Origin of the sequence: Nonlabens agnitus, from assembly GCF_002994045.1 — a bacterium.
GTDB lineage: Bacteria > Bacteroidota > Bacteroidia > Flavobacteriales > Flavobacteriaceae > Nonlabens > Nonlabens agnitus.
Genome location: NZ_MQUC01000003.1, coordinates 2347582 through 2372387, shown reverse-complemented (window position 1 = coordinate 2372387; position 24806 = coordinate 2347582). Strand labels below are relative to the sequence as shown.

General features: G+C 42.6%; 22 protein-coding genes. 7 read left to right on the top strand and 15 right to left on the bottom strand.

Translation table 11 applies throughout. The annotated features are described in order from the left end of the window. Window positions 1–2: 2 nt before the first annotated feature. The 3 genes from BST86_RS10870 to BST86_RS10860 all read right to left on the bottom strand — a co-directional run bounded on the left by BST86_RS10870 (window position 3) and on the right by BST86_RS10860 (window position 5865). Window positions 3–1367: an OmpA family protein gene (locus tag BST86_RS10870; RefSeq protein WP_105983265.1), complete on the bottom strand. Its 1365-nt coding sequence runs from the start codon at window positions 1365–1367 to the stop codon at window positions 3–5. A 109-nt stretch (window positions 1368–1476) separates the two neighbouring features. Further along, window positions 1477–2676, bottom strand: a complete 1200-nt coding sequence (gene kbl, locus BST86_RS10865; RefSeq protein ID WP_105983264.1) for a glycine C-acetyltransferase — start codon at window positions 2674–2676, stop codon at window positions 1477–1479. A gap of 42 nt (window positions 2677–2718) precedes the next feature. Continuing rightward, on the bottom strand, window positions 2719–5865 hold the full coding sequence (locus tag BST86_RS10860; protein WP_105983263.1) for a UvrD-helicase domain-containing protein: 3147 nt from the start codon (window positions 5863–5865) through the stop codon (window positions 2719–2721). A 249-nt stretch (window positions 5866–6114) separates the two neighbouring features. Between BST86_RS10860 and BST86_RS10855 the strand changes: the two genes are divergently transcribed. Next, window positions 6115–6723 carry a superoxide dismutase gene (locus tag BST86_RS10855; protein ID WP_055411240.1) on the top strand — a complete coding sequence of 203 codons (609 nt, stop codon included), beginning with the start codon at window positions 6115–6117 and terminating at the stop codon, window positions 6721–6723. A 79-nt stretch (window positions 6724–6802) separates the two neighbouring features. Here the strand turns inward: BST86_RS10855 and BST86_RS10850 are convergent, their stop codons facing one another. From BST86_RS10850 to BST86_RS10840, 3 genes are all read right to left on the bottom strand, one after another. Continuing rightward, on the bottom strand, window positions 6803–8701 hold the full coding sequence (locus BST86_RS10850; RefSeq protein ID WP_105983262.1) for an amidophosphoribosyltransferase: 1899 nt from the start codon (window positions 8699–8701) through the stop codon (window positions 6803–6805). 60 nt (window positions 8702–8761) lie between these two features. Next, complete coding sequence (locus BST86_RS10845; RefSeq protein ID WP_105983261.1) at window positions 8762–9682, bottom strand: PfkB family carbohydrate kinase; 921 nt, start codon at window positions 9680–9682, stop codon at window positions 8762–8764. 67 nt (window positions 9683–9749) lie between these two features. Further along, a complete protein-coding gene (locus tag BST86_RS10840) occupies window positions 9750–10424 on the bottom strand; it encodes an NAD(P)H-binding protein (protein WP_105983260.1) in 675 nt (224 codons plus the stop codon). Between the two features lie 93 nt (window positions 10425–10517). On the opposite strand from BST86_RS10840, the gene dinB reads away from it, so the two are divergent. Beyond that, entirely contained in the window at window positions 10518–11603 is a 1086-nt protein-coding gene (gene dinB / locus BST86_RS10835; protein WP_105983259.1) for a DNA polymerase IV, read from the top strand. An 80-nt stretch (window positions 11604–11683) separates the two neighbouring features. Here the strand turns inward: dinB and pyk are convergent, their stop codons facing one another. From pyk to BST86_RS10810, 5 genes are all read right to left on the bottom strand, one after another. Beyond that, window positions 11684–13117 carry a pyruvate kinase gene (gene pyk / locus BST86_RS10830; RefSeq protein WP_105983258.1) on the bottom strand — a complete coding sequence of 478 codons (1434 nt, stop codon included), beginning with the start codon at window positions 13115–13117 and terminating at the stop codon, window positions 11684–11686. Beyond that, window positions 13117–13602: an IPExxxVDY family protein gene (locus BST86_RS10825; RefSeq protein WP_055411232.1), complete on the bottom strand. Its 486-nt coding sequence runs from the start codon at window positions 13600–13602 to the stop codon at window positions 13117–13119. Before BST86_RS10825 ends, pyk begins: the two co-directional genes overlap by 1 nt. A 167-nt stretch (window positions 13603–13769) precedes the next feature. Next, window positions 13770–14522 carry a ribonuclease III gene (gene rnc / locus BST86_RS10820; RefSeq protein ID WP_105983257.1) on the bottom strand — a complete coding sequence of 251 codons (753 nt, stop codon included), beginning with the start codon at window positions 14520–14522 and terminating at the stop codon, window positions 13770–13772. A gap of 16 nt (window positions 14523–14538) precedes the next feature. After that, window positions 14539–15786 carry a beta-ketoacyl-ACP synthase II gene (gene fabF / locus BST86_RS10815; RefSeq protein ID WP_105983256.1) on the bottom strand — a complete coding sequence of 416 codons (1248 nt, stop codon included), beginning with the start codon at window positions 15784–15786 and terminating at the stop codon, window positions 14539–14541. A gap of 10 nt (window positions 15787–15796) precedes the next feature. Continuing rightward, window positions 15797–16033, bottom strand: a complete 237-nt coding sequence (locus tag BST86_RS10810; RefSeq protein ID WP_015361896.1) for an acyl carrier protein — start codon at window positions 16031–16033, stop codon at window positions 15797–15799. A 134-nt stretch (window positions 16034–16167) separates the two neighbouring features. On the opposite strand from BST86_RS10810, the gene purN reads away from it, so the two are divergent. From purN to BST86_RS10795, 3 genes are read left to right on the top strand one after another with little or no spacing between them, the layout of a single operon-like run. Continuing rightward, a complete protein-coding gene (gene purN, locus BST86_RS10805) occupies window positions 16168–16731 on the top strand; it encodes a phosphoribosylglycinamide formyltransferase (RefSeq protein ID WP_105983255.1) in 564 nt (187 codons plus the stop codon). Then, entirely contained in the window at window positions 16731–17216 is a 486-nt protein-coding gene (gene rnhA / locus BST86_RS10800) for a ribonuclease HI (RefSeq protein WP_105983254.1), read from the top strand. Before purN ends, rnhA begins: the two co-directional genes overlap by 1 nt. Then, window positions 17217–17681: a CYTH domain-containing protein gene (locus BST86_RS10795; protein ID WP_105983253.1), complete on the top strand. Its 465-nt coding sequence runs from the start codon at window positions 17217–17219 to the stop codon at window positions 17679–17681. Here the strand turns inward: BST86_RS10795 and BST86_RS10790 are convergent. Genes BST86_RS10790 through BST86_RS10780 form a run of 3 tightly spaced genes read right to left on the bottom strand, consistent with a single transcriptional unit; the run spans window position 17668 to window position 21169 of the window. Beyond that, on the bottom strand, window positions 17668–18438 hold the full coding sequence (locus BST86_RS10790; RefSeq protein WP_105984014.1) for an NAD(P)H-binding protein: 771 nt from the start codon (window positions 18436–18438) through the stop codon (window positions 17668–17670). The two genes, BST86_RS10795 and BST86_RS10790, sit on opposite strands and share 14 nt — an antisense overlap. Then, a complete protein-coding gene (locus BST86_RS10785; protein ID WP_105983252.1) occupies window positions 18431–20800 on the bottom strand; it encodes a M28 family peptidase in 2370 nt (789 codons plus the stop codon). The genes BST86_RS10790 and BST86_RS10785 overlap by 8 nt, the downstream gene beginning before the upstream one ends. A gap of 15 nt (window positions 20801–20815) precedes the next feature. Next, entirely contained in the window at window positions 20816–21169 is a 354-nt protein-coding gene (locus BST86_RS10780) for a DNA gyrase inhibitor YacG (protein WP_055411225.1), read from the bottom strand. 308 nt (window positions 21170–21477) lie between these two features. Between BST86_RS10780 and hemH the strand changes: the two genes are divergently transcribed. Next, complete coding sequence (gene hemH / locus BST86_RS10775; RefSeq protein WP_105983251.1) at window positions 21478–22512, top strand: ferrochelatase; 1035 nt, start codon at window positions 21478–21480, stop codon at window positions 22510–22512. Here the strand turns inward: hemH and BST86_RS10770 are convergent. Further along, window positions 22509–23255: a dienelactone hydrolase family protein gene (locus tag BST86_RS10770; protein WP_146126758.1), complete on the bottom strand. Its 747-nt coding sequence runs from the start codon at window positions 23253–23255 to the stop codon at window positions 22509–22511. The genes hemH and BST86_RS10770 overlap by 4 nt on opposite strands. Window positions 23256–23360: 105 nt before the next feature. Here BST86_RS10770 and BST86_RS10765 point away from each other — a divergent pair, with 105 nt between their 5' ends. Next, window positions 23361–24755: an MATE family efflux transporter gene (locus BST86_RS10765; RefSeq protein ID WP_105983249.1), complete on the top strand. Its 1395-nt coding sequence runs from the start codon at window positions 23361–23363 to the stop codon at window positions 24753–24755. Window positions 24756–24806 lie beyond the last annotated feature (51 nt).

Here is a 24806-nt window from a genome sequence, read left to right as displayed (position 1 = left end):
AATTACTTTTTCAAGTTGATTTCAGTACGTCTGTTTTGTTGTCTTCCAGCTGCAGTGCTGTTAGTTGCGATAGGCTTAGACTCACCAAAACCTTCTGCAGACAATCTATCTGGATCAATACCACCATTTACTAGGTACCTAAGTACAGAATTAGCTCTTTCTTCAGAAAGCTTTTGGTTGTAAGCTTCAGAACCTTGGCTATCTGTGTGACCATCGATAGAGAATTCAGCTTCTGGGTACTTTTTCAAGATATCGATGATATCAGATAAAGTTTGAGCAGATTGCGCTTGAATATCAGATTTGTTCAATTCGAACAAGATCGTTTTAGCATATGCATTTAATTGCTCTTGCTCTTTTACAGTTGGTACTGCTGGACGTGGACATCCTTGAAGTTCAGCTATACCAGCTTCATTAGGACATTTGTCATCTTTGTCAGCGATTCCATCACCGTCAGAGTCAGGACAGCCGTTGAATTTAGCAAGACCAGCTTCATTTGGACACTCATCATCACCATCAGCGATTCCATCACCGTCAGAGTCAGGACAACCCATCAAAGCAACTAAACCAGGAGTTTCTGGACATTTATCATCTTTATCAAGAACAGTGTCTCCATCAGAATCAGGACAACCGTTTGTTTCAGCTGGACCAGCATCATTAGGACACTCATCTTCGCTATCTTTTATTCCGTCACCATCAGTGTCTGGACAGCCATTAAATTGCTCTAAACCTGGGGTTTCTGGACACTCATCTTTGCTGTCTGGAATTCCATCACCGTCAGTATCCACAGCGCCCCAAACGAATTTCACACCAGCCACATGTTGAAAGTGCTTAGGATTATCATCTTCAAATGCATGCTTGTAAGTTGTTTGAACATTAAAATAAACATTTTCTGCCATTTTGATATCAAAACCAATAGTACCATTAAATGTTCCGAAAGAGATGTCTTCAACAAATTGATAAGACCCACCAATTCCAAGGTATGGATTGAACACGTCACTTCCATTATAGATCTCTCTTAAATTATATCTCAGGCCTCCATCTGCGCTCAAATATGTCATTTCATCAACTCGCAAATCTCCGACTCGATCTATTCTATTTACCGATCCAGCAATTGTAGCGACAATACCATCACCGATATAATAACCAACTTCCACCCTACTAGGAGCTGTTAGGAAATTATAATGTTCAGTATTAAAAAATTCGTCAAAATAGCCTCCTAATCCTTGGTCTTCTTCACCAACTGGATATAGATCAATGGCATTCACACCTAATGCAACAGACCAACGGTTGGTCTCGTCTTGAGCTTGAACCAACGATGCAGACAAAAGCAAAGCGCTGGCAAAAAAGAGTTTAATAAAGTTTTTCATGTTGGGTTTTTTAGATTTACAACGACGCAAAATTAATTCGTTCCCTGTCAATTACAAGGTTTAAACAATAAAATTATCCTAATACCGCAAGTATGCGCTGAATTAAATGTTAATTTTTGATAATTCCTAAGGATTCACCCACCTTTTTAAATGCTTTGATAGCTTTATCTAAATGTTTTTGCGAATGTGCTGCACTCAACTGCACTCTTATACGTGCTTTTTCCTTCGGAACTACGGGAAAGAAGAAACCTATCACATAAATACCTTCCTCTAGAAGCATATCTGCCATTTGCTGTGATAGTTTAGCATCATACAACATTACAGGGACAATGGCACTTTCTCCATCTATGATATCAAAGCCAAGTTCTTGCATTCCTTTTTTAAAGTAAGCTGTATTTGATTGAACCTTCTCTATAAGATCTGTGCTGGTGTCAATCAACTCTAGCGCTTTGATGGATGCACCAACAATAGACGGCGCTAACGAATTAGAAAACAAATAAGGCCTAGAGCGCTGACGCAATATTTCGATAACTTCTTTTTTGGCACATGTATATCCGCCCATGGCTCCACCTAATGCTTTTCCTAAAGTTCCCGTAACGATATCTATACGTCCCAAAACGCCTTTCGCCTCTAAAGAACCACGGCCTGTATCGCCTAGAAATCCAGCAGCGTGGCATTCATCTACCATGACCAAGGCGTCATATTTATCGGCTAGGTCGCATATTTTATCTAACGGAGCTAAAACTCCATCCATGGAAAAGACACCATCGGTAACAATAATTTTATGTCTTGCGCCATCTTCATTCGCTTGTTGGAGCTGCTTTTCTAAGTCCGCCATATCTGCGCTGGCGTACCTGTAGCGCATCGCTTTACATAAACGAACGCCATCAATAATGGAAGCATGATTTAAAGAATCTGATATGATGGCGTCTTCTTTACCCAGTAATGGTTCAAAAACTCCGCCGTTGGCATCAAAACATGCAGCATATAAAATGGTGTCTTCCATTCCGTAGAATTCCGCAAGCTTTTGTTCCAGTTCTTTATGGATGTCTTGAGTTCCACATATAAAACGAACGGAGCTCATTCCAAAACCATGAGAATCCAACGTGTCCTTTGCAGCCTGGATCACTTCTGGATGTGAGCTTAAGCCCAAATAATTATTGGCACAAAAATTTATCACCTCGCTACCATCATCTAAGGTAATCACAGCATCTTGGGCAGATGTTATGATGCGTTCCTTTTTATAAAGTCCAGCATCTTTTATTTCTTCAAGTTCCTTTTTAAGATATTCTCCTATTGCTCCGTACATAGTGTGTTTTCGTTTTACACAAAGGTAAGAACTCTGTAGGATCTAGTCCCATTGTACGATATTGAGATCGTCTGTATAGATCAATATCTTTTTCTTGATGTCATAATCCATTTGAGATAACAAATCTGCATATCGATTTACTTGGGTAATATGCTTGGTATTTTCTGTGCCGGTTTTGTAATCCATCACTGTGACGTGTTTTTCTTCAAAGACAAGACGGTCTGGTATAGATGTGCTGCCAGTGTTGCTTAAAATTGCTCTTTCATTGATAGCCTCGACATTCGGTAGATAATACTGGGCAATCTTTGGCAGATTTACGATTTGCTGGATCTTTTCAAATAAGCTTTTACCAGCGTTGTCATCTAGGGAACGATCTAGGTCAATAGCTATTTTGACTCTATCCAAATCCTCGACATTTTGAATCATAGATAGGTAGTCGTGCAGTTGGGTACCAGCATCAATAGCTTGAATGGCGTCGCTTGCCCATAACATCCCTTTTCTGGTAGCAATATCGATGCGTTTTGTTCTGGAGCTGACAAAGTAGTCATCCATAAGAATACTGGCCGTAGTTTCTTTAGACTTTGAAACTCTAACTGGATTCCCATGATTAGCCGATTTAAAATCGGTTTGCTGCTGTAGCGTCCAGTTGGATTTCTCCACAAACTCCATCAATACTTTACTATAATTATTCTTTTCCTTCTGGTTCTCAAAACAGCTTATGTACAATTGCTCCTTAGCTCTTGTAAAAGCTACATATAAGGTATTGATTTGATCCATTTGCGCCTTGGCCAGTTGCTCGCTATACATCAAAGGTACAGGTTCTGGATAGAGCATGCATTCCTTTTTTAAGGAAATGTATAAATGTTCAAAGCCAGAATAATTTTCGGGAGCAACAGGCATCCAACCGGTCGCGTCTCGCATTTCTTCCAGTAAAACGTCGCAATAGGGAACGATCACCACAGGAAATTCCAAACCTTTGGATTTATGGATCGTCATGATTTGTATGGCGCTGGGATCTTCTGCCGCAGGTACGCTCAAGCTACTCTGTTTATTTCCCCATGATTCCAAAAAACTGGATGCGGTCTTGTCATAGCCGGTACCAAATTCAAAAACATGTTCCAGGAAAGCCTGCAGCCTCATGTCGTGATCTTCAAACAATCCCAATGCTGCCGCCGCTTTTTCTGTGGCTTGAAATAAGGGCGCTTTCGCGAAAGCGAGATAAATATCATCTGCATCTTCTAACAATGTCTTGGTCAACTCATCAATGGCCTTATCAAGATTTTCCTTTATAAACTGATGCAGAAGCGTTTTCTCTTTCAAAATCGCATAGTGCAGCAAAAATTCATAGCGCGGCTGTTGCTGTTCTGGATAGAGGCACATGCGCATAAACTGTACGAGCAGCTGTACGCGTGGCGATGCAGCGACCAACAAACTATCTGCAGAAACCACGCTCATGTCCTGACGTACCAGATAACGCGCGATCTCATCACCTTGTTTCTTTTTCCTTACTAAAACACAGATCTCGCTAGGTCCAAAACCGCTGGCAAGAGCCTGGTCAATCTGCCGTTTTACATGAATAGGGTAGATGCTGTTCAATTCCGGATCGTCTTCTAGATCCTGATTTCCATCACTATCCAGAAAGTCAATTTGCACATAACCGCCAATTTTTGGATTAGGTTCTTGATGTAGGTAATTGAGATATAAATCCTGATATAATTCGCTATTCAAATAACTCCCATAATGTTCAAAAAGCTGATTGTTGAACTTGATGATGGTATCATAACTGCGCCAGTTGGTATCCAGTGTCTCGTTGCGTTTATCCTGGAGAAATAATTGACCACTGCCCAAAATTCCCAAAAACTGATCTGCATCGCCACCACGCCAGCGATAGATGGACTGTTTTGCATCACCTACCAGCATAAGGCTACCCTTAGTACCATCATCACGCAATTGCACCAGCGGATTCTCAATCAATGGCATCAGGTTTTCCCATTGCATCTTGCTGGTATCTTGAAATTCATCAATGAAGTAATGCCGGTAGCGCTCGCCTATACGCTCATAAATAAAAGGCGCCGGCTGGTCCTTGATCTGTTTGGAAAGGATGCCGTTAAATTCATAGATGGGAACGATTTGCTCCTCTTGTTTGATCTTGTCAATTTCATGCATCAACTCATTAAGCAACGATAGTGCGGTGATGGATGACAGCGCATTTTGATGCAATGCAATAGTTCCAGAGTTTTCCTGGAAGGTCTGTATCAAATCTACCAAGTCATTTTGTACGGCATCAATGGTAGTTTGATTAGAGGTGCTCGTAGTACCGGCAATAGAATCGGTTAGGGCTTTTTCTAGATATTTTTGTTGCCCGTTTGCCGGGATATTTCCAGTGGCGATCTTTTGAATCCAGCCGTAGATGCCGCGTGATTTTCCCGTGAAATCATCTTGAGTCAGCCCGTTAGAGGTGTAATAATCAATAAGCTTCTTTGCTTTCGCGATAAGATCAGCTTCTGCAGTTTTTATGGTAGCTCGCAGTTGTGTGCGCAGCTGCAGAAAGTCTGCAATGGATTTTTCCTTGAGTTGTTCCAGATAGTTGTAATGGGACTCACTCAATATAAGCACCGCTATATTGTGCAGGTCATACTCAATATCCCAACTTTTACCGTCGTCAATTTTTGACAGTGAGAAATCCACCAGCAAATCGGTGAGTTGTTTTTCCTTTCCAGCTCTCGCCAGTAGGTTGTGAATGGCTTTGGAAATCAACCTACTGCTGTCCAGCTCGATTTCAAAGCCATCTGGTAATTCTACCTCACGCGCAAAGGTGCGCAGGATCCTGTGATTGAAACTATCGATGGTCACGATGTCAAAAGCCGCATAATCGTGAAGCAGTTTCTGCTCGATTTTTGTCGCTTTATTGATGATGCCAGCGTTGTCCAGTCCAGTTTCTGCCTTAATATGGTCTCGTATGGGAATGAGATCTTCAGGGATTTCAGGTTTGGTTAATTCGTGCAGGTTTTCCAGGATGCGTTGCTTCATTTCTGCCACCGCCTTGTTCGTAAAAGTGATCGCAAGGATCTCGCGGTAGCCGTTGTGGAATGCGCTTTTAAATAGCAGCGTTAGGTAATCTCTCGCCAGTGTATAGGTTTTTCCAGATCCTGCGCTTGCACTATAAAACGTGGTGGGTTGATGTGCCATGCTCAAAGTTAGGACAACCGTTGATATTAGTAGGCTTTCTTTTTTGGTAGATCTCGCTTTCGCGAAAGCGAACCCAACATCAAAATCCTGCTAGAAAACTAGCTTATCAATAGGTGACAATTCCTACGATTGCTTTTAGCTGAATTAGCGGTCTATCTTTAAGTATATTATAACACCAGCGATTTTATTACAGCGCGTTCCTACACTAACTTTATAGTTCAAAGAATTACTAACTAAAAACTTAATATAATGGCTTTTGAATTACCGAAGTTAGATTATGCATATGATGCATTAGAACCACATATAGATGCTAAAACAATGGAAATACACCATACAAAGCATCACCAAGGATATACCGATAAATTGAACGCTGCGATTGAAGGCACCGATCATGAAGGGAAAACCATAGAGAATATCCTGAGCAATCTGGATATGAAAAATAAAGCAGTACGTAACAATGGTGGTGGATATTACAACCACAAATTGTTTTGGAATATCATGTCACCTAATGGTGGCGGCGAGCCTACAGGAGATCTTGCTAAAGCAATTGATTCTGCTTTTGGAAGCTATGCCGATTTTAAAACAAAATTCTCTGAAACTGCCAAAGGACAATTTGGTTCTGGATGGGCATTTTTATGTGTGCATGAAGGCGGAAAAGTAGAAGTTTGTGGATGTCCTAATCAAGACAACCCATTGATGCCAGATACTGGTTGTGGTGGAACGCCTATTCTAGGATTGGACGTATGGGAACATGCTTACTACCTTAACTACCAAAACAGAAGACCAGACTATGTTGAAGCATTCTTTAACGTCATCAACTGGGAAGAAGTTTCTAAACTATACGCACAGAACAAATAAGCTGTAGCTTATTAAAATCTAAAAATCCCTTCAACGTGAGTTGAAGGGATTTTTTTTGTTCAAAATCTCACTTTAATATTTAATAAGCTCGTTCATCATTGCCTTCATAGAAATTGATAAAGGCACGATTTACAACACGGTTACCACCATCTGTTGGGTAATCGCCAGTAAAGTACCAGTCACCAAGGTTTTTGGGACAAGCTTTGTGTAGATCCTCTACTTTTTGGTAAACGATCTCGACTTTGGCGTTGAGGTCATCATCAGATAGTAATTCTGCGATTTTATCAGATATTTCTTCGTCGGTAAACGGTGCATAGAATTCCTGTACATAATTCTTTACATCACGGTCTTCATATTCCAGTTGGGTCTTACACTTCTCATAGATCTCATCAATGATATTTTCAGTGCCTCGATCCTTATGTAAGTGCAATGCCGCCTGGAATGCGATTAATCCTTCCAGTCGTGCCATGTCTATACCATAGCAGTCTGGATAACGTATTTGTGGCGCACTGGAAACGACTACAATACTTTTTGGATTGAGTCGGTCCATCATTTTCAAGATGGATTTTTTAAGCGTGGTACCACGTACGATAGAGTCATCGATGATGACCAGATGATCCGTAGGTTTTACGACGCCATAAGTGACATCATACACGTGCGCTACAAGATCGTCCCGCGAGGAATCCTCTGTGATGAAGGTTCTCAATTTGGCATCTTTGATCGCAATCTTTTCGGTTCTCAGCTTTCGCGAAAGCGTCTTCTCAACCTGCTCTGCAGTGAGGTTTCCTTCACCTGCAATGATCGCGTCTCTTTTTTGCTCGTTCAAGACCTGATGCGCCGCTTCTATCATCCCGTAAAACGACGTTTCTGCTGTATTCGGAATATAGGAGAACACAGAATTGTCGATGTCATTATCGATCTTTTCCATGATCTTAGGAAAGAGAAGTCTGCCCAGCATCTTACGCTCCTGGTAAATCTCTGCATCGCTACCACGTGAGAAATAGATGCGCTCAAAAGAACAGGCCTTGCGCTCCAGCGGCTCACTAATCTGTTCTAAAGAAACAGTCCCGTTTTTCTTGATGATGATGGCCTTACCTGGATCCAGCTCGTGTACGTCCTCAAACTTTGCATTGAAAGCGGTTTGGATCACTGGTCTTTCACTGGCTACGACCACGACTTCGTCATCTTTATAATAATAGGCAGGACGTATTCCTGCAGGATCACGCAATAAAAATGCATCACCATGGCCCATTAAACCGCCCATAGCATAACCGCCATCCCAGTCGCGAGCACTCTTGCGCAGGATTTTAGCAACATTGATTTCCTCGGCGATCTTGGGTGAGGCCTCCATTTTGGAAAGGCCAGCGTTTTTAAATTTCTTATATAATTTGCGCACCTCATTATCCTGAAAATGGCCCACTTTTTCCATGACCGTCACGGTGTCTGCCATGTCTTTAGGATGTTGACCTAATTCCACCAGCTTATTGAAAAGCTTGAATACATTAGTCATGTTGAAGTTTCCCGCCATGATCAGGTTGCGGTGCATCCAGTTATTTTGACGCAAGAATGGATGTACAGATTCAATAGAGTTTTTTCCAAATGTTCCATAGCGCACGTGACCCATAAGGAGCTCACCTACATAAGGAATACTTGTTTTTTGAGCAGCAACATTATCCTTTAATTTAGGATTTGCAGCCATTTCATCATTGATGCGATTATTGATTTGATCAAAAATATCCTGAATGGGTTGCGCAGCATTACTGCGCACTCTGGAGATGTATCGTTGCCCAGGTTTTACGTCCAGTTTGATGCTGGCAAAACCAGCGCCGTCCTGACCACGGTTGTGCTGCTTTTCCATCATAAGGTACATCTTGTTGATACCGTAAAATGCGGTACCGTACTTTTCCTTATAAAATTCCAGCGGCTTCAATAACCTGATTAGGGCAATACCGCATTCATGTTTTAACTGGTCACTCATATCATTTCAAGGGCAAAAGAATGAATAAAAAAAGCCCGAGAGTTTCCCGGGCGTTATGTTTTAGTTGTTTATTTCAAATTTAGTGAGCGCTTTAAACTGCTCTAGTCGTTTGCTTATTTCATCGTTGGTGACTGTTTGCATTCTCTCCGTACCAAATTTTTCTACGGCAAAAGACGCAAAGTTGGATCCATAGATAATCGCACGTTTCATGTTCTCAAAACTATAGTCACGGCTGGAAGCTAGAAAGCCTGCAAATCCACCGGCAAAAGTATCTCCAGCACCAGTAGGATCAAAAACTTCTTCTAACGGCAATGCTGGTGCAAAGAAGATTTCATCATTATGAAACAGCAATGCTCCATGTTCTCCCTTTTTGATCACCACATATTTAGGACCCATTTCGTGGATCTTTTTAGCAGCAGTAACCAGACTGTATTCGCCTGACAATTGTCTAGCTTCTTCATCATTGATGGTAATGACATCAACTTTGGCAATCACTTCTTTCAAAAGATCCAATGCACTATCCATCCAGAAATTCATGGTATCCAGAATATGCAAATCAGCATCTTTTGTTTGTTCGATAACACCTAACTGTACTGCTGGGTGCAAATTCCCTAACATGACTACATTGGCATCCTTGAAATGTTCCGGCACGACAGGATTGAAGTCTGCGAGAACATTAAGCTCAGTGGCAAGCGTGTCGCGCGTGTTCATGTCGTTGTGGTATTTACCACTCCAGAAAAAGGTCTTACCGTCTGTAACGATCTCGATGCCTTCTATGTTCATGCCGCGGTCTTGCAACATGGTGAGGTAGTTTTCTGGAAAATCACCACCTACGACGCTTACCAGTCCAACTTCAGTATTAAAATGCGATGCGGCCAGTCCTATAAAGGTCGCGGCGCCACCTAAAATTTTATCGGTTTTGCCAAAAGGTGTTTCAATGGCGTCAAATGCAACAGTTCCTACTACTACCAACTTACTCATGAAGATCAATTTTGATGCAAAAATACGCCATTTAGTTGGCAATATTTCATGCTGGAATCATAAGGATTTATGACTTCTTGGTCACGATTTCCTTTAACTCGTCACTTTCAATTCTGGACTTGGGATAACCGTTAACGGCGATTTCAATCATCGCTTGTGAGATCACCGCAGGCTCAATGGTTCTATATTTTTTGAGACCGCCCACCAGTAATGGGTCGATGAATTTTTGAAATTTTTTCCAAAGGCTCTCAAACGTGCGCTTCTCTTCACGCTCACCACCTATAAGTGCCGGTTGGACAAAATAGGCCTGTTCAAAACCCAGTTGCTCCAGGTCACTCTCCATCTCGCCTTTTCCTTTGTTATAAGAGAACCTACTATCTGGATCTGCACCTAGAGCCGATATGGCTACCATAGTAGCAACATCATTCTTAAGTGCCACGCGAGCCACCGTGAGTGGTAGATCATGCTCGATGCGATAGTACTTTTTTGGATCTGGCGTTTTGGCTTTGGTCGTACCAGTGCAGATAAACAAATGATCGCCTTTTAAGTGATGCTCATAGGTAACAGGATCGAAAAGATCTGCCTCAAAATTGAGTAGTTTGGGATGCTCTTTTTGAACTCGCTTTCGCGAAAGCGTAATCACCACATCATATCTACTATCGTCCAGCAACTGTTCTAATAATGCAGATCCAGTGAGTCCAGTGGCGCCTATTATAACGGCCTTTAATCCTTGTTTTTTCATCTGGGTAAATTACCATAGTTCGAAGGAATTGTTTCTTAGATTTTAGCTAAGATTTTAAGATAGCACCGCAAAACAATCCACTAATTTTGCATTATGGAGTTGGAAGACCGCAAAATCATACATGTGGATATGGATGCCTTTTACGCATCAGTAGAGCAGCTCGATGCACCAGAATTGAAAGGCAAACCTCTCGCTGTAGGCGGCAGCAGTAAGCGCGGTGTCGTGGCAGCAGCAAGTTATGAGGCGAGAAAGTACGGTGTGCGCAGTGCCATGCCCAGCGTGACCGCTGCGCGATTGTGTCCAGATTTGATTTTTGTCAAAGCTCGTTTTGAAAGGTATCGCGAGGTCTCTAACCAGATACGAGAGATTTTCCTGGACTATACCGATCTGGTCGAGCCATTATCCCTAGACGAGGCCTATCTGGACGTCACTGAGAACAAACTGAATTATCCCAGCGCAACCATCATCGCCTACGACATACGCCGTAGGATTTATGAGACGACTGGTCTAACTGCCAGTGCTGGAATCTCCATCAATAAATTTATAGCCAAGGTTGCCAGCGATTACAACAAACCTAACGGACAGAAGACCATCACTCCAGATGAGGTATTAGAATTTCTGGAGCAGTTGGACATTCGTAAATTTCATGGGATAGGCAAGGTTACTGCAGAGAAGATGTACCAACACGGCATCTTCAACGGTGCTGATTTAAAATCAAAATCCAAGGAGTTTCTCGCAGAGCATTTTGGCAAAAGTGGTGTGTACTATTATGACATCGTACGTGGCGTTCACAAAAGCGCAGTAAAACCAGACCGAATTAGAAAATCATTGGGAGCAGAGCGTACTTTTTCTGATAACATCTCCAGTGAGATCTTTATGATGGAACGCCTGGACCAGATTGCCGAAGAAATTGAAAGGCGTCTGGCAAAAAGCGATGTTGCCGGTAAGACGGTCACGCTTAAAATAAAGTACAGCGATTTCAAAATGCAAACGCGTAGTAAAACGGTTTCCAACTACGTCGATAAGAAAGAACAGATCTTAGAAATTGCCACAGAGCTGGTGCGTCAGGAATCCTTTCGCGAAAGCGTACGTTTGCTAGGATTGTCCTTGAGCAATCTTAATACAGAGGACAAGGACGAAGAAGAGCCGGTTGAGGTACAGCTGGAGTTTGAGTTTTGATTGTTGTTATCAGAAACTAAAAAAGCTGGAAAAACAATAAAGTCTTTCCAGCTTTTTAAATATATGAAATGAGATGATGATTACTCTACCTCACTAACTCTCAAAGTGTTTACCATTCCTTTTTCTGTCACTGGCATAGCAGCTAGATTGATAAGGAAATCTCCTTTTTCTACAAATTTCTTGTCTTTGGCAAACTTGTTCACGTCTTCAATCGTTTCGTCTGTACTTACAAATCGATCATAGTTAAACGCTTGAACACCCCAAAGCAAACTAAGTTGTGTCAAAATACGGCTGTTGCTGGTAAAGGTCAAGATATGCGCCGCTGGTCTCCAGGCACTGATCTGGAATGCGGTGTAACCAGAATTGGTCATGGTTGTGATGGCCTTGGCGCTAATTTCGTCAGCCATTTTAGCGGCGTGATAACAGATAGATTTGGTGATATACCTTTTAGTCTTGATATGAGGTGCCGCATGTGGGACTTTGATAAGCTCACTATCTTCTACAGCGCGACAAATGCTCGCCATCTTTTCAATCACCTGAACCGGATATTGCCCTACAGATGTTTCACCAGAAAGCATTACCGCATCAGCACCATCCATAACGGAGTTTGCTACGTCATTCACCTCGGCTCTGGTTGGTGTCAAACTTGTGATCATGGTTTCCATCATTTGCGTGGCAATGATCACAGGAATTCTAGCGTTTTTAGCCTTAAGCACCAGTTGCTTCTGGATAAGTGGTACTTCATGCGCTGGAATTTCAACACCTAGATCACCACGAGCTACCATGAGTCCATCACAGTAAGCAACGATCTTGTCGATGTTTCTTACGGCTTCAGGCTTTTCAATTTTGGCAACGATTGGGATTTTATGTTCAGAGTGCTCTTTGATCAGATCTTGCAACTGTATCAAATCGCGACTGTGACGTACAAAGGATAGTGCCATCCAGTCTACTTGAAGTTCACAGGCAAATTTTGCATCAATGATATCCTTTTCAGTCAACGCTGGTAAGGAAACATTGGTTTGAGGTAGGTTGACACCTTTTTTGGACCTTAGTGGGCCACCTTGAATCACCTTAGTCAGTACGTTTTTCTCACCGTCTGTCTTGACCACTTCAAAAATCAATTTACCGTCATCCAATAGAATGCGCTCACCAGCCTTAACGTCTTTTGGGAACTGATCGTAGTTCATGTAGACATTCTCGGCCGTTCCCTTAAAAGGTTTACCGGTCGTGAAGGTGATTTGATCACCAGCCTTGACGACTACTTCTTCACTCATGACACCTACACGCAATTTAGGGCCTTGTAGGTCTCCTAAAATTCCGGTTGCAAATCCATGCTCTTTGTTCAGGTCACGTATCATTTGAACACGTTCCCTAACGGCCTCGTGATCTGCGTGTGAGAAGTTGATTCTAAAGACATTCACACCAGCGCGTATCATGTCGAGTAAAACTTCTTTTGTCGCTGTTGCAGGCCCTAGGGTAGCAACTATTTTGGTCTTTTTAAGGGTACTATTCATTATTCGAAAATTAAATAATCCGTATTTTTAATCGAGGTTGCATCAGCTTGATAGACTGATATAACTTGTGGTATCTCGTTAAGTTCGCTCAGCAATTTTTTTAATGGGAAATGTTCTGGATCCTTCTCAATCTTAAGTAAAAAATCCACTGTTCGATACTCTTTTATCAATGTTGTTTTAATCTCGTCCACTTGATGGGTAGCAAACAAACCAGCACTGGATGTTGATTTGATTTGAGCCCGGCAATGGTTGGGAATCAAATATAAGGAAGCATTTTGATCCACATCCTTGTAATGATACACTGGAAATCTGGCAATGTATTCCTGTAACGTGATATCTTGATCCTTTTCTTGCCTCTTAAAAGAAACCTTGAGGTACTTATTTATAAAATAAGCCATCCTGTAGGGTTCACAAGTGGAATGGATGCCTATGAGCACAAACGGCTCATCTTCCATATCCCAATCAACTAATTTGTGAGTGCCCATAGTAATCAATCTACAAAAATAACCTAACACTGCTTGAAAGGTGACGTTGAAGATGGTAAGTTTAATTACGCAAACGTTTTCGTTAATAAGTAAAACATTGATTTTTATGGATTTCGCTTTCGCGAAAGCGGAATAATCACAAACTTGATGAACAAGATCCGTTATGGTTATTTCTTCGCAATACGGTCCTGCAATGCAAAAAATGCTCGCTTACTGGCTTTTTCTTCTGCTTTTTTCTTTGATGTTGCTCGAGCCTTTGCAATGACTTTTTTATCAATGGAAAATTTAACCGCAAAGTGTCTTACTTCATTAAAGCCCGTATCCTCATAGACATCAAAGTCAAAAATTTTCTTGTTTTTCTGACACCATTCAATCAACAAGCTTTTATATGAGATGACCTTTCCTTCCAGTTTATGGATATCTACATAAGGCTCAACCACTTTTTTGCAGATGAACTTTTTACAAGATACGTAACCTCTGTCCAGGTAAACCGCACCTACAAGAGCTTCAAAAAGATTCCCGTAGATGTTGTTCCCAAAATTTTTAGGCGGTACTTGGGTTTTGGCAAACGCGAGCAGGCCAAAATCTTGTCCCAGTTCATTGAGATGTTCGCGACTCACTATCTTGGAACGCATCTTTGTTAGATATCCTTCATCACCACTGGGAACCTCGTTGTAGATGTACTCTGCGATGATGGCACCCAGAATGGCATCGCCTAAAAATTCCAGGCGCTCATAGCTTATGACATTGCCATCCTCGCATTTGAGTCCCATGGACTTATGCGTGAAAGCAGTATGATAGATATTGATGTTTTTAGGAGTAAGTCCTGTAATTGCTTTAATTCCTTTTTGTAGCCTTTCTGTATCTAATATTAAAGGTGTTGTTTTACGAGAGGAAAAAAGACTTTTAATTCTATTCATCTGATCGTTTCAGATTCTAGATTTTTCTAAAGGCAATACAACAGTTGTGACCTCCAAAACCGAAGGTATTGCTCAACGCAACTTTCACCTCGCGTTGTTCTGGTTGATTAAGAATAAGGTGTAGGCTAGGATCAATGTTTTCATCAACCGTCGTGTGGTTGATGGTAGGTGGCACAATGCCGTGATTGATCGCCATTACACTGGCAATAGACTCGATGGCGCCAGCAGCACCCAGTAGGTGGCCTGTCATCGATTTTGTAGAATTGATACTGATTTTGGGAGCGTGATCACCAAATACGGCTTTAATCGCCTTAAGTTCTGCCACATCACCTAATGGTGTGGAAGTCCCATGTGTATTGATGTGATCGACATCTTCTGGCTTGATGCCAGAATTCTCCAATGTGTTTTTCATTACGGCAATCACTCCTTTTCCTTCTGGATCTGGTGCGGTAATGTGGTAGGCATCGCTGGAGAATCCACCGCCGATGACCTCAGCATAGATTTTTGCTCCGCGAGCTTTGGCATATTCATAACTTTCAAGAACCAATGCGCCAGCGCCTTCACCCAGAACAAAACCATCTCTGGTCGCGTCAAAAGGTCTGCTTGCTGTTTCAGGACTCTCGTTGCGAGTCGATAGGGCATGCATGGCATTGAAACCACCCATTCCAGCCTGCGTTACCGCAGCCTCTGATCCACCGGTGACAATAACGTCACAGTGGCCCAATCGTATATAATTCATGGCGTCGAGCATAGCATTTGCACTCGATGCACATGCAGAAACCGTAGTATAGTTAGGTCCCATAAAGCCATACTTGATGGAAATGTGGGCCGGAGCGATATCTGCAATCATTTTAGGGATGAAGAAAGGGTTGAAACGTGGCGTACCGTTGCCGGTTGCAAACGCCTTAACCTCTTCTTGAAAAGTTTCCAGGCCACCTATACCGGCGCCCCAGATAACACCGACTCTATTCTTATCAATAGAGTCGGTATCAAGTCCGGAGTCAGCTATCGCCTCGTCGCCTGCTACCAGCGCATACTGGGCAAAACGATCCATGCGTCTAGCTTCCTTACGGTCTATGAAATCTTCGACTTTGAAGTCTTTGAGTTCACAAGCGAACTTTGTCTTGAAATGTTCCGTATCAAAATAGGTGATGTCGGCACAGCCGCTTTTTCCTGCTTTCAACGCTTCCCAGTACTCCTGTAGGTTGTTACCTATAGGTGTTAGGGCGCCCATTCCTGTAATGACAACTCGCTTTAATTCCATGTACTCTTAATTAAGCTTTTGCTTCTTCTATATAGGAAACAGCTTGACCTACAGTAGCGATGTTTTCTGCTTGATCGTCTGGGATTTGAATATCAAATTCCTTTTCAAATTCCATGATCAGCTCAACGGTGTCAAGTGAGTCAGCGCCCAGGTCATTTGTGAAGCTAGCCTCAGTTACAACCTCATTCTCGTCCACGCCTAGTTTGTCAACGATAATCGCTTTTACTCTTGATGCAATGTCAGACATAATAATCTTGTTTTAATTTTTAATGAATGGCAAAAATAACAAACTTTGCGACAAAACCACGGTTATTAAAATTATGTGAAGATCAAATACTGATTTCATTTATGCCTAATGAACCACATTCCTATATTTGATAAATGAAGAAGATCGTAATTTTTGCAAGTGGTAGCGGCAGTAACGCGCAGGCCATACTGGATTATTTTAAGGACTCTGCAAAAATAAAGGTGTCGCTTATTTTAACAAATAACCCTCAAGCTGGTGTACTGGATCGCGCTAGAAAATCTGGTGTTGCAGCGATGAGTTTTAATAAGTTCGCTTTCGCGAAAGCGAACTCCATTCATCAAATACTTAAAAGTATAGATCCAGACCTGATCGTCCTCGCTGGATTTTTATGGAAGTTCCCAGAGCATCTCGTGATCGATTTCCCCAATAAAATCATCAATATCCATCCGGCATTGTTGCCTAAATATGGAGGTAAAGGCATGTATGGAATCCATGTGCATCGAGCCGTGGTGGAAAATAAAGAGAATGAGAGTGGCATCACCATTCATTACGTCAATGAGAACTATGACGAAGGCGCCATTATCCATCAAGCGGTCTGCCGACTCGATTCCACAGATGGACCTGAGGATGTAGCCCGCAAGGTTCTCGAGCTGGAGCATGAGCATTTTCCCAAAACTATCGAAGGATTATTGAGCTAATGGATCAGGTACATATATATACAGACGGTAGCTCACGCGGTAATCCAGGACCTGGCGGTTACGGCATTGTCATGGAACAGGTAGGACGCAATTTTAAAAAGGAATTTGCTCAAGGCTACCGTAAGACGACCAACAACCGGATGGAACTGCTGGCCGTGATTGTAGCTTTGGAAAAAATCAAAAAGCCAGAAATTCCCATCACTGTTTTTACAGATAGCAAGTATGTAAGTGACGCGGTCAATAAAAAGTGGATCGACGGCTGGATAAGACGCAAATGGAAGAATGTCAAGAACGTCGACCTCTGGAAACGATTTATAAAGGCTTATAATCAGGCGCCAGCCAAATTTGTCTGGATCAAAGGACACAACGACCATCCTCAAAATGAGCGTTGTGATCAACTTGCTGTTTATGCGGCAACGCATCCAGAGCATCATCTCATAGATGAAGGCTTTGAGGCTGCTGGAAAGGATTTATTCAAAAAGTAAATGCAAGAAATAGAACGCAAATTCTTGATTGAGAACGCCGATTTCCTGAAGGGCTTAAAAGGCTTTAAAATCGTACAAGGTTATTTGAGCGATAACCCAGAACGCAATGTGCGCGTGCGCATCAAAGGCGATCAAGGCTTTCTTACCATCAAAGGAGTTTCAAATGATTCTGGTACCAGCAGGTTTGAATGGGAAAAGGAAATTGATATTCAAGACGCCCAGCAGCTTTTAAAATTATGCTTGCCAGGCGTGATTGATAAAACCCGATTTGAAATTCCTGTAGGTAAACACATCTTTGAGGTTGACGTTTTTGATGGTGAAAACAACGGACTCATCATCGCAGAGGTAGAACTGCAAAATGAAAATGAACCTTTTGAAAAACCGGAATGGCTAGGTCAAGAAGTCACAGGCGATGTGAGGTATTATAATTCCTATCTAGTAAGTACTCCATTTACAAAATGGTAGAAACTACTTTCTTCCCAGCAGAATTACCTTCATCAAAAGTAGGTGCTTCCACGTTGAAGGTATCAGCCATTTTTGTGTAATAGGACTCTCTTGACTCGTGAGGTTCACTTATGGCGTGAATTATAGGTGCGTGTAGGTCACCTACTATGACGCTAGAAATCACATCGATCAAATAATCCCGATCAGTCATGTTAACTGGCGCAGCTGGGTTGGATACATTGTTTCTGCCAGCCAGTATCTTGATAGGATGGCGCTTGCCGCCTATGAGTCCGCCAGGTCTTATGATAGTTGTATTGGCGTTAGCTTTTTGAATCACCTTTTCTGCGGCAATGAGTTTTTTACCTTTTGAATCTTGGGCGTTAGGTATTGCATCTTCATGATATACGGGAATGTCCAGTTGATCCTCAAAAACTGAAGTCGTTGAAACATAAATCAGTTGTTTGATGCTGGAATATGCTTCAATATTTCTAACCAGCAATTGAATCCTACCGGCATAATCACTTTGCGGACTGGACCTCAAACCCGGCGGAATGTTCACCACCAAGACTTCCAACCCTTCCAAAAAAGCTTCAATGCCACCATCGATATAGGTTTCTCCTAGATCCACTACATAAGGATCGATGCCTGCGTCTCGTAGTTCCTCTAGTTTGGAAATACGGGTCGTAGTTCCTTTAACTTCAAAATTCTGTTTCAGGAGCTGAACCGCTAGAGGTTTTCCTAACCAGCCACAGCCCATAATGCCTATCAATTTACTCATCAGCTGGCGTTGGGTTTGTGGTGATATGTTTTTGAACAACTACCGCATCGTTCAATACAAAAGGCATAGGCATGGTATTTTCAGGTCGTTGTGATACTCCAAAAACAGGTTGCTCCGACAAGTCAAAACTGGCGGCATACACATCAAATTCTGGAGATTGCGAGGCGTCAAAAGTCAATTCCATCACTAGCGGTGCCTGATTGGAAACATAATAGGAGATGATTCTGTTGCCTCGTCTATAGGTAAAAGGCATCCCATTTTCATCCATGGGAACCACTACGCCATTGACGACCGCCTTGCTAAACTGAAACTCAGGATCACAAAAAACTTCCCATCGGTCTACCTTGCGAACGCTACGTACGAGAAGTTTGATCGTTCGCAAATCATTGATTGTGGTGTCTACCGTGATTTGGGATTCTACGGGTGGCAAGTTGATCGCTGCGGCTTCTTTTACATAGGTGAATCGGCCATTGTATTTTGAATCAATGGTTTTGGCATCGCCGGCATCTGCTGGTTGCGGGTCGTCACCTATTTTTTCCTTGGTCCAGTCGCTCAAATGATGGTCATAGGTAGCCCATTGCGCGGTTTGTGAGTCTGCATCAAGAAGATAGACCAAGCTGGTTTTTTGTGGAGTGGTTGGAGAGAATTCCGCTTTCGCGAAAGCGAAATAAACAAAAACACCACATATCAAAAATGACAGCATAGCCAGCAACTTTTTCTTGCGGTAATGTCCCAAAATAGGAATGAGCAGGCCAAATACCAGAACGCTCAAAACGGCGGCGACAAAAAGAATATTCATGCCCAGCGCCACAGGAAAGGCCACCACAAAAGGCACGAAAATAAAGATCGTTGGAATAGCGAGTAGCAGCATGATGAGGTAGCTGGGACGTTTTTGGTAGATGTTGAGCCATAGCAAAAACAAGCCACAGATCAACGGAATGATAAAGAATCCAGCGCCTGGCAAATAGGCCGCAGGCACTAACCCAGAATCACCTATGGGAAACGCTACGAGTAGGCAGATAATCCATAAAAAGATCAGCGGCGCCACGCTATGACTGGCCACTCGTGTCTTGTTATAAAAGAAATGATAGAGTAGAAAGGCGATGGCGATTCCAAAAAATGCGGTTGCTGCCACCCATAAATATCCTGTTGCGGGAAAAACACTGGATTGCTCTACATAAAAAGGACTGGTCTTTATAGCTTGCCAGGTGTAGGTTGGTACCAGATAACCTAAAGTTAGACTTCCCAAAAACGGTATAAACCCAACCAACAATTGACCTAAGGAAATGCGCTTTTTGGAAATGCCGTAAATGATTAAACCCAATAATAAAATCCCACTAACGATGATCAGGATGGACATCCATGAAAAGGGAAAACTAACCATTCCCAAAACCGGCAATGGGAAATAGATATCATCCATACCTACTTGTGCCTTGAGACCATCGCTTAAGTCTGTGGCGGCAAAATAATCCAGCAGCGGCATGAGGTAACTGCCCTGGTGAGCCAGTGTATTGCGATCGAGGTTCTCATAATTGTCCAACTGTGTATGATAGTCGATATGATCACCTATAAAGGCAAAGTTGAGACCGTTGATATCACCATCTTCACGCATGACGGTAAGATCTGTATCGTTGGGTAGTTTTTTGTAGATGCTGTAAGCGAGTGAATTAGCTACAGGATATTCAACATCAGCCGCTTTAAAGGCATCGATGATTTTGCGATTGCCTCCATTAGTTTCTACCAGCATATAGCTAGGACCGCCGCTACCACGAGATTCAAAATTGAGGATCATTTTGATATCCTTTGCATAGCGGTGGTTGTTTACAAAGTAATCAGCACCGTTAAGGCCTAACTCTTCAGCATCTGTAATGATGATGATGATGTCGTTGACGGGTTTTTTATCTGTGAGATAGGCGCGAATGCCTTCCAGAATGGTCGCAACTCCAGAGGCGGCATCGCTGGCACCCAAAGAACTGTGCGGATCGCTGTCATAATGCGTCATCAAGGCAATGGCGTCACCCGTGTTTCCGGTTCCAGGAATGCGAGAAATGATGTTGCTGGGTCGTGCTAGATTTCCGTACTCATCAATAGTGAAACCGGTCTGGATCTCTACTTTGAGCCCCATTTTTTCCAGCTGACGTTTGATGTAGATGCGGTTTTCTTCGTGGGCTTTACTGCCTACGTAGTGAGGTGCTTTGGAAAGTTCTTTGACGTGAGCCAGTGCTCTGGCGGTAGACCATTCATTTGCAGGAAGGTTGTTCTCAACACTACCGTTGGGCGTCTGGCTATGAAAGGCATACCAGATCATTGCGATAAGTACAAATAAGGAAAAAGCAGACGTCACATGGGATTTGGCTCGCATAATAGTTGGTTGGAGTTAAGTATCTCGTTTTACAATCAGGTAGTTGTCCTCGTCCATGGCTAGATATCCTTGGTCGTATATAAAGTAGTAAGTAGCACCTTTTTTGGTCGTATAAATGCTGGTAAAAAAAGTGAAGTCAAAACCTTTGGACAACAACTTATTGCGGGTCGTTTTTATTTTGCCAGATGGGTTGAGCTCATTAAGCACGCGCCAGTTCTTGCGCAGCCTGTTGTTGATATTGCGCATGAGCGCACTGCTGTCGCGATTGAGTTTATTGTTCGCAACATTGCGGCAATAATCGCTGCAAAAACGTTTGTCTGCACGACCTCGTACTTCTTCACCACATTCTGGACATGCACGTTTTGCCATGGGAATTGTTTGGTTAAATGTACTCAACTATTTGTAAACGGTTTGATGCCGTACGGAAATTAAAAGAATCAAGTTTAAAATCGTAGATGCGTGTTTGAGATGGCAGCTTATGAAGGTTTCTGTTCCTGACATGATCTGGATGCTTGTTTTTGTGCATTAGGTTGAGGTTGGTTACGCTTTCCTGCCTTACCGGCAGGCAGGCGCGAAAGCAAAATCCATAATAACATTTGATATAACCATAGACATTGAGGTAATGAATCTACTTAAACACCGACCATAAAACAGTTATTTTTGTACAAACACAGCTTATGAAAAAAGGAGTCTTACTTGTCAATCTAGGATCGCCAGACACACCAGAACCTAAGGACGTGAAACGTTATCTGGATGAATTTCTTATGGATGAGCGTGTAATTGATCTTCCTTATATATTAAGAGCCATTTTGGTTAAGGGAATCGTACTCAACACCAGACCAAAGAAAAGTGCCGAGGCGTATTCAAAAATCTGGTGGGAAGAAGGCAGTCCATTAATTGTTTTGTCTGAGCGTTTACAGGAGAAAATTGATACCTATACTAGTGTTCCCATTGCGCTGGCCATGCGTTATGGCGGCATGACCATAGAAAAAGGAATGCAGGAATTGCATGATCAAGGAGTTACTGAGGTGTTGCTAGTACCTCTATACCCTCAATTTGCAATGGCCACTACAGAAACTATTGTGGTAAAAGCCGAAGAATTGCGCAAGGCAAAGTTCCCACACATGAACTTTACCCAAATGCCACCTTTCTATAATCATCCAGATTATATACGCGTGCTATCGGAATCCATAAAGGAGTCTCTCGAAGGAAAGGACTATGAACATTTATTGTTTTCATACCACGGTGTTCCTAAAAGGCACATTAGAAAAAGTGATATTACTAATGGACATTGTAAAATGGACGGCAAGTGTTGTGCAACGCCATCACCGGCACACCAGTTTTGTTACAGCCACCAGTGCAAGGAAGTGACCCGGCTGGTAGGTGAGTATCTTGAGATGGAAGATGGCACGTATTCTACCACGTTTCAATCCAGATTAGGTTTTGATCCATGGTTGACCCCATATACTGACCGTACCATAGAACGCATGGGACTAGGCGGAACAAAAAAACTGGCGATAGTCACGCCAGCTTTTGTAAGTGACTGCCTAGAGACACTAGAAGAAATCGCTATGGAAGGCGAGGAAATCTTTCACGAGGTAGGTGGTAAGGAGTTTCACGTCATACCTTGTTTGAACACGCGAGAAGATTGGGTCAAAGTCTTGAGCCGCTGGATTGACGAATGGGCCATAAGCGAACCAGTCGCGGTTTAATCCTTAGAAAACACCTCGGCTAATAGGTCTTGAACGCGGTTCCAAGAATCTTTATCTGCTTCTGCATCATAATCTAGCGGCAGGTCATATTTCTCAGCCTTGGCATTTGCGTTTTTGTTGGTGTAGGCATGTTTGACTCCAGGATAGGTGACATATTCATAGTTCACGTCGATGGCATCCATGGCATTTGTCCAGGCCTCAATACTTTCTTCTGATACAAAAGGATCTTCAGCGCCGTTTGCAACGACGATTTTTGCCGTAAGCTTCTCGTTAGGCATAATGGGAAGCTCGACTTTGGAATGAAAGGCCATCACAGCTTTAAGTGGTAATCCTGCGTTGGCCATGCTCAATGCCATCGCACCTCCAAAACAGTAGCCTACAGCAGCCGTGTTTCCTGCATCTACTATGGATTCCCTATGGAAAGCATCCATGGCTGCTTGAAATAGAGCCACTGCGTGATCTGGATCATTTTTTACTTTTTCTGAAAGCTTTGTAGCTTCCTCGGCATCTTTTGCGACCATGCCATTTCCATAAAAATCAACGACAAGAGCAGCATAACCTAGAGCGGCATATTCATCTGCTCGCCATTTGATGTAATCTGTCATTCCCCAAAATTCTGGACATACCATTACACCTGGTTTAGGTGCGACGGCGTCATCTGGTAGGGAAAGGTATCCTACATATTTCTGATCCTTATATTCATAGGGTATTTGAATCCCTTGAAGTTCGCTTTTATTTTTCATCTTTTTATTTTCAAGATATTCATTTTTAAAAGGCACAGTTTTTAAAGAACCGTTAATCCTTAATATACTGCTGCTTTGTAATTAGCTTTGCGGAAAGATTATCTTTTGGCCACACCCAATCTATCCCAAGAAAAAAGCGCCCTTCTAGGAACCGAATCGATTCCTAGTTTGCTGGTCAAGCAAGCCGTGCCGGCTTCGATAGGTATTCTGGTCATGTCCCTTAATATTTTAGTGGATACCATTTTTGTAGGCAACTGGATAGGATCTGTAGCCATCGCAGCCATCAATGTGGTTTTGCCCGTATCGTTTTTTATTGCCGCCTTAGGTATGGCAATAGGAATAGGCGGTGCGAGTATTATCTCTCGAGCATTAGGTGCTGATGATCGTGCTAAGGCTAAGCGCACCTTTGGTAACCAGCTATCCTTGACGATTGTCATCACGACGGTGCTGGTGATTTTGGGGCTGTTTTTTATCAATGATCTGGTTCCGGCATTTGGCGGTAAAGGAGATATTTTTGAACCTGCCAAAATCTACTATCGCATTGTTCTTTATGGTGTTCCCATTCTCGCGTTGTGCATGATGGGCAACAACGTTATACGTGCCGAAGGCGCTCCAAAACACGCCATGATCGCCATGATGATTCCATCTGTCGGGAATTTGCTGCTGGATTACATATTGATCAACAGGCTGGATATGGGCATGGAAGGTGCGGCATGGGCTACCACAGTAAGTTACGGTCTCTGTTTTATATATATCGCCTGGTTCTTTCTATCCGGTCGCAGCGAGTTGATGCCATCTTTAAAACAGCTTTTGCCGGACTGGGTGATTCTTAAGGAAATAGGTGGTCTAGGTTTTGTCACTTTAGGTAGACAGGCAACCACAAGTGTTTTGTACCTCATTTTGAATAATATTCTGTTTGAACTGGGCGGCGAGGACAGTGTATCGGCCTTTGGGATCATAGGTCGTTTGATGATGTTTGCGATCTTTCCGGTGCTAGGAATCACGCAGGGTTTCCTACCTATTGCAGGCTATAATTATGGGGCACAGCAATGGAAACGCGTGCGTGCCGTGATCTACACGTCTATAAAATATGCCTGCATTTTAGGGGTGTTAATTTTTGTGCTGCTATTTGTTTTTGCCAGTGAAATTGCTGGAGTTTTTATCGATAATCAGGTAGTTATTGATCAAACCACAGTAGCGATACGCATCGTGTTTTTTGCGGTTCCCATCATTGCGATTCAGCTCATAGGTGCTGCTTATTACCAGGCGATAGGTAAAGCCCTGCCAGCATTTTTACTTACCACACTGCGCACGGGAATTATCTTGATACCTTTATTGCTATTGCTCAGTCATTATTATGGGATTGACGGCGTGTGGATCAGTTTTCCTATTGCAGACATTTCCAGCACGATCATTACCGCATACTTTTTATGGAAGGCGATGCAAAAATTGTACGAGGCTCCAGAGAAGAATAATCCTCTAGATACTGAAGAAGTTTAAGAAGAGTTCGCTTTCGCGAAAGCGTAATTATCATAAGCTTTTTTAAAAATT